The sequence below is a fragment of the Bacteroides sp. AR20 genome (assembly GCF_964250605.1).
Taxonomy (GTDB): Bacteria; Bacteroidota; Bacteroidia; order Bacteroidales; family Bacteroidaceae; genus Bacteroides; species Bacteroides uniformis.
Genome location: NZ_CAXUGK010000057.1, coordinates 1 through 6,833, shown reverse-complemented (window position 1 = coordinate 6,833; position 6,833 = coordinate 1). Strand labels below are relative to the sequence as shown.

Annotated in this window: 5 protein-coding genes; 4 read left to right on the top strand and 1 reads right to left on the bottom strand. The window is 42.8% G+C overall.

The window, feature by feature from the left end; all coding sequences use genetic code 11:
* Nucleotides 1-326: 326 nt before the first annotated feature.
* The 4 genes from ACESTD_RS18240 to ACESTD_RS18225 all read left to right on the top strand — a co-directional run bounded on the left by ACESTD_RS18240 (nt 327) and on the right by ACESTD_RS18225 (nt 6,214).
* Entirely contained in the window at nt 327-1,595 is a 1,269-nt protein-coding gene (locus ACESTD_RS18240) for a DUF3575 domain-containing protein (RefSeq protein WP_195289081.1), read from the top strand.
* Nucleotides 1,592-2,653 (top strand): DUF6562 domain-containing protein, encoded by a 1,062-nt coding sequence (locus ACESTD_RS18235; RefSeq protein WP_195667118.1) that lies wholly within the window; start codon nt 1,592-1,594, stop codon nt 2,651-2,653. The genes ACESTD_RS18240 and ACESTD_RS18235 overlap by 4 nt, the downstream gene beginning before the upstream one ends.
* 12 nt (nt 2,654-2,665) lie before the next feature.
* On the top strand, nt 2,666-3,484 hold the full coding sequence (locus ACESTD_RS18230; RefSeq protein ID WP_195289079.1) for a DUF6562 domain-containing protein: 819 nt from the start codon (nt 2,666-2,668) through the stop codon (nt 3,482-3,484).
* 267 nt (nt 3,485-3,751) lie between these two features.
* Entirely contained in the window at nt 3,752-6,214 is a 2,463-nt protein-coding gene (locus ACESTD_RS18225) for a hypothetical protein (RefSeq protein WP_373159090.1), read from the top strand.
* A 112-nt stretch (nt 6,215-6,326) separates the two neighbouring features.
* On the opposite strand, the gene ACESTD_RS18220 is transcribed toward ACESTD_RS18225, so the two are convergent.
* A complete protein-coding gene (locus ACESTD_RS18220) occupies nt 6,327-6,710 on the bottom strand; it encodes a hypothetical protein (RefSeq protein WP_195289039.1) in 384 nt (127 codons plus the stop codon).
* Nucleotides 6,711-6,833: the final 123 nt, after the last annotated feature.

The following is a 6,833-nucleotide window of genomic DNA, read 5'->3' as shown; positions in this document are numbered from 1 at the left end:
TTTTGTTCGGTTAAACATACCCATGGGTGGGGCACGTTTCAAATGCTACCCGGGTCCCTTTTCAAGTGTTAGCTACAGTGAAGGATTGTTGAGCGAAAGAAAAGTCTCTTTGGAAGAGAAATGATTACCGTTGCAAAATTACACATTTTTCGGCAAATGGAACCAATTTACACTAAAAAATGTTACGCAAAATTCTGATTTTGTTCGGGCAAAAAGCGGATTGTTGAGCGAATAAGTTATGCCCATTCAACTAAACAGCTAATTTTCAACAGATATATACTGCATAAATCACTCTTCCAAAGAGAAGTGACCTATAATTCTGATTTATGCGCATTAAGAAATATTGTATAACACTGATTCTCTTGCTGTTTGGTGTAGGTGCTGCGCATTCGCAAGAGAGCCGCACGGAAATCTGTGTCGATTTCCGTGTGAACAGTACTGTCATAGATTCCGCATACTCGGACAATGCCGCCCGTATGCAGGAAATCATCGAGTTCTTACGGAATATCCGTCAGGACAGTACAATCAACATCGTGGAAATATCCTTCTGTGGAGCGGCATCACCCGAAGGCAGTGACCAACTCAACCGCAGACTGGCACGAGGTCGCCTTACCGCACTCGAAAGACTTGTCCGCAAGGAGGTGGATATTCCCGACAGCCTCATTACCCGTAATGACAGCTACATCCCGTGGGATTATCTGAAATCACAGATTGAGGATTCGGGATTGATACATAAGGATGAAGTAATCTCCATCTTGGAGGAAGAATCCCTATTGGTGGATTATCATCATCCGAATACCCATATTGACAACCGTGTCGTAAAACTGAAGCGGTTGGATAACGGCAAGGTATGGCAACAGATGAACAAGCTCTTCTTCGAGCGTATGCGAAATGCCTGTGCCGTATTCGTAACATACAAGCAGGAACTTCCGCCCGTTCAGGAGCCTGTAATTGTACCTGATACCATTAAGATAAAACCAATCGTTGAAGCCGTTGAAATCGTACCCGATACTACTGCAATTGTAGCCCCCGTTGTTCCTGATGTGGAGGAATGGACTCGTAAACTGCATCTTAAAACCAATGCCATCGGCTTGGGAATGGGCATTGCCAATGTCGCAGCGGAAATCGACTTGGCAAAGCACTGGTCGTTCACTTTGCCCGTTTATTATTCGGCTTGGGACTATTTCAAGACCACCATCAAGTTCAGAACACTCAGCGTACAGCCCGAGTTCCGCTATTGGCTGTCGGAAAACAACGATGGCTTCTTTGCAGGAGCACATTTCGGACTGGCTTATTACAATTTCGCCTTTGACGGTGATTACCGTTATCAAGACCATAACCGTGAAACACCGTCTATCGGTGGTGGCGTGAGTGTCGGCTATCGCTTGCCTATCAGCAGGAACACACCTTGGTGGGTGGAGTTCTCTCTTGGTGCAGGTGTCTATTCCCGTCATTATGACAAGTTCCACAACACACCGAATACAAAGGACGGTTTGATGATTGAGAGCATCAAGAAGACCTATTGGGGTATAGACCAAGCTGCGGTATCGTTCTCATATTCGTTTGACTTGAAGAAGAAAGGAGGCAAGCGATGAGAAAGATTCTGTACCTTATTATATGTATGCCTCTGTTGCTGTTCTCTGCCTGTGATGTTCACGAATGGCCTGAGACACCAGAGTTTGTAAAAATGCATCTTCGCCTCAACTATGAAACGGATATGACCGAGTGGGAACATCTGTACGATGGAGCATCGGTCATTGAACTGGGTTTGGGCGATACATACGACAACCATCAGGATTATGGTAAGATACGCTACATCGTCCGTACCTATCCCGTATCGGAGAAACAACGCACGATGCAGGACTATGTACAGGAGTTCATATTCACAAAGGATATTGCCGAAGGTTACGACCACGAAGTGACGCTTGATGTACTGCCGGGCAACTACAATGTAATGGTGTGGTCTGATTTGGTGAAGACAAGCGGTGATACCCATTTCCACAATGCCGACAACTTCGCAGAGATTATGTTGCAGGGCGACCACAAGGGAAATACCAACCATCGTGACGCTTTCAGAGGCACGAACAATATTTCACTCGTAGCAGATATTATGGAGCGTCTGCCTGATACGCTTAATGTGGCGATGCAACGACCTCTTGCCAAGTTCGAGTTCGTGACGAATGATGTTGAAGAGTTCATCGACAAGGAATCTGTCCGTGTCGCCTCCAAAGCCAACGGCAACAAGTCGGCATCGGCAGATGACACCCCGACAAGAGCCGTAAATATCGAGGATTACAAGGTAGTATTCTACTATGTGGGATTTATGCCACACGCATACAGTATGTACACCGACAAGCCCGTGGATTCATCTACGGGAGTGATGTTCGAGTCCACCTTGAAGAAGCTATCCGATTCGGAAGCCTCAATGGGATTTGATTATGTGTTTGTGAACGGCAAGAAATCGGCAGTGACGGTGCAGATTGGCATTTACGACAATGAGGGTACACAACTCTCCTTGACCGAGCCGATAGAAGTGCCGTTGAAGCGAAGCCACCATACCATAATGACGGGTATGTTCCTGATGTCGGAAGCATCGGGAGGTGTAACCATCAATCCCGACTTTGACGGAGACCATAACCTGATTTTCCCCTAACTGCTAAGAACAATGAAGAATCTACTGCATAACATACAGATATTAGCGATGCTTGCCCTTATGGTGGTTGGCATACAGTCCTGTTCCGATGATTTACAGGAAACGGGTGATGTGGAAGTAAGCTTTACCGCAATGCTACCGACCGATACCCGTACACGCTCTTTCGGCAAAGCTGAGCAGGTGAATACCCTTGTCGTGGGAATTTTCAATGAACGGAACACCGAAATCGGAAGAAAAGAATTTGCAATTTACGGTACTTCAATAGATGTAAGCCTCTCATTAGCTCAGAATCAGACATACAGTTTTGTCTTTTGGGCGTATGACAGCAGTCAGAACATCTACGATATAGATGATCTGACCGCTATCAAGATGAACACTCTACCAAATCCGATAACATTCTCCGAGGCAGAAGCATCGGATGCATTCTTTGCGACCGAAGAAGATATTACCATAACGGGTAGCAACAGTTACCCCATTGAACTTGTCCGCCCGTTGGCTCAAATCAATGTAGGAACTACGGGAAAAGTGATGCAGACATCATTTACAGCAAAGTCAGTTCCTGACACATTCCACCCCTTTACCAATACCGTAAGTGGAGAGACCGATTTCACTTGGAATTTCAGCGACACCACCACTGAAACATTCTCGGCTGATGGTACAGCATATAACTATCTCGCTATGGGCTATCTGTTTGCTCCGACAACGGCTATACAGATTGCAGCGGAATTGACATTGACCGATGGAGAAAACAGCAAGACGGTGGAGTTTCCAAAGGTTGAGATTGAAGCTAACCAACGAAGCAACATAGCAGGAGGATTTACAGCAGAATAAGAGAATTTCAAAATATGTATAACCCGAATAACGAGTTAAGAAGCCGAACAAGAGACAGAAGACCAACTAACAGCCACAAAGGGATGGAGCAGTTCCAAGACCTTTCATCCTGCAACTCGCAGGATACGACAGATTGATGATTAATCCCCGTTCTGCATAAGCGGAACAACCCTCGACAATGGTTTCGGCAATCCGAATGAATGCGGAAAACATTTAAAACAAGAAATTAAAGTAAAACTATTTGTATAACAATTAAAATTTTCAGAAATGAACAAGAAATTATTCTTAGGTATGTTCGCAGCAGCTGGTATGTTGTTGGCAACATCGTGTTCGAATGACGAACTGGATGTAGTTCAGTCAGGAAATGAGGCTCAGGTGTCTTTCTCACTGGGTCTTGAAGGTGGTATCGCTACCCGTGCTATCAGTGATGGTAAGAGTGCTGATGTTTTGGTTTATGCTGTATTTGACAAAGATGGTAACCGTCTCTCAAATATTCAGGCTGTAACAAAAACAGGTGTAACATTCCCAACCACAGAAAGCATTACTTTGGCTAAGGGTCAGACTTACAAAGTGGCATTCTGGGCACAGGATGATGATTGTAAGGCTTATACAGTAGATACAGACAAGATGAGTGTTGTTGTAAACTATGCCAACGATGAGAACAAAGTGAACAATGATGAAACTCGTGATGCATTCTTCAAGACTGTAGAATTTACTGTAACAGGTTCTACTTCTATTGATGTAGAAATGAAGCGTCCTTTCGCTCAAATCAATGTGGGTGTGACTAAGGAAGATTGGAAAGCTGCTGTTGCATCAGGTATTGAGATTGGAAGTTCATCTGTTGTTATTAAGAACGCTGCTACTTCTTTGAACTTGCTCGATGGTACGGTTAACGGTTCTACTGAAGTTAGTTATGCTTTGAACGCTATTCCTAATGACCCCGCAATCTTGAAAGTGGATGCTAATGGCGATGGTGAAGATGAAGAATACAACTGGCTTTCTATGAGTTATATTCTTCCTGCTGCAGAACAGACAGGTTATGAAAAGGCTACATTGGAAAACATCGCTTTTGTATTTGCTCCAAAGAATAATTCTTACAGCAACATCGAGTTCAATCAGGGTTTGAACAGTGTTCCTGTACAGCGTAACTGGCGTACAAATATCCTTGGTAAGTTGCTTACTGGTGACATTACATTCAACATTGTCATTGACCCTGTTTATGAGGATGACCATAATGTGAACGTACCTTATGCAACTATCAATGGCGTTGTTTATACTTCATTCGCAGAAGCTATGGCAGCTGTTCAAGATGGTGAAACTATCAAATTGGAAGGTGAAACCACACTTGGTGCTACAGCAGGCGAACACTTATTTACAATTGATAATAAAAATGTGACTATTGACCTTAACGGATATGGTATCGTTGCTAATATTCCTGATGTTTCTGTAAGTACAGCTATTTTCCATGTAAAACCTAATAGTGGATTGACAATTGTTGGTGATGGAAATGTGAAGGTGACAACTGCTAAGTCATGGCCAAATGCATACGCTGCATTTATTGAAAATGACGGTGGAGAAGTAAACCTAAAGGGTGGTAACTGGACTATGACTGCATTGGAATATTCTCAAGAGTCATTGTGTCCTTTATTCGTTGATAACAATAGTAATCTAAACTCTGCTACATTGAATATTTACAATGGCACTTACACTTTCCATCGTAATTTGTTCCGTAACTTTGCCAATGCTGCTGGTCATAATAACTATGCTACTGTTGCTACTATCAATATTTATGGTGGTACATTCAATGGTCGTGAAGGTGATGCAGGTGCTATTTGGAATCAGAAGCCAAGTTCAACCACTCCAGACGGAGCAGGTGTAATCAACGTAATGGGCGGTATATTCAACAATGTTGTAATCAACAATGACTTTGCTGAAAATAATTCTGATGCTCCTACTTATTTGACAGTTACTACCGCTGACGAACTCACTCAGGCTATCGCTAATGCTACTGCTGATGTAACTATTTTCCTTGGTGATAACATTACTGGTAATGCTACTGCAGTACAGAAGGAAAATGTTAAAGTTACAATTATCGGTAATCAGAAGACCTATAATGGTGCAATCATTGTTGACGGTAAGAGTAAAAGATATGCTACAGCAGGTTTGACCATTCAAAATATAAGCTTCAGTGCTGAAAATATTTCTGAACCTGCTTACATCAATTTGGGTAAAAATGACGATAGTAACACTCGTTACACCAACAATGTTACTGTAAAGGATTGTACTTTCTCCACTACTTCTACAGAAGATGTTGCTGCGGTTAAATCCTACACAGGCGGTGATTGGAATCTGAACATCAGCGGCTGTACTGCAAACGAGGGTATGCACTCTATGTTACAAGTTACCAACGTGGAAAAAGGCTTGAAAATAGTTGATTGTAAGGTTTATTCTAAGAACGGTGTAAACCTCAATAATACACCTGCTTTAGAGATGAGTGACTGTACTTTTGACACAAAGGGTTATGCAGTCCGTATCGGTGTGAACGGTAATACTAACAACGGCGTTTTCAATATCTCTAATAGTACGTTGAAATCTAATTGCGAAGATGGTGATGCAGTTATCATCTTACGTGGTAATATGGCTAGTTCTACTTTGAATTTGAAAAACACTACGGTTACAGGAACAACCCAGTATACCAACGAGTCTAATGCAACAATTACCGTTATGTAAATGTAATCAAAGAAATTCTATCATCCTTTGATAGATATATACACATAAAACATTAGCTAAGAAGCCTTGCCGTTCGTGAGAATAGCAAGGCTTCGCCTTTATAGATTGAAATTCAACAACTCATTTTGGGAGAGATTTGCTGTCCTATACCTTGCAATGATATAAGCAGACTAATCCCATTCTCTTTTCGTTGGCATAAACTCTCCAAAACCTTCTGCCTTATTCTACTCGCCTCGTAGGTGTTCAGCCTAAATGCAAGGGCAATAATCACTTCAAGATTATAGAATGTAGCCCAACTTTGGGGCGTTGCAAAATCGCATCGTTGAGTTGTTGCAGTGGATAGTGTTCCACTCTTGTATATCGCTCTGACAGCGGCTCGGAGTGTCGGGGCTATCACCCCGAACAACCCCACTAATTCCATTTCTGACATCCATACATTACCGCTTGGGATATTCACTTTACCCGATTCGCTGATTGTTATGATTGCTTGTCCCATACCGATACATATTAAATGGCAAATCTTTCGCTAACTCTACTCTCAAATGGAAAATCCAGTGTAAGCTGCCCCCTAAAACCAAGCGATTCTGCCCCCTTGTGCTAAAATAATCCTACCCCCTTG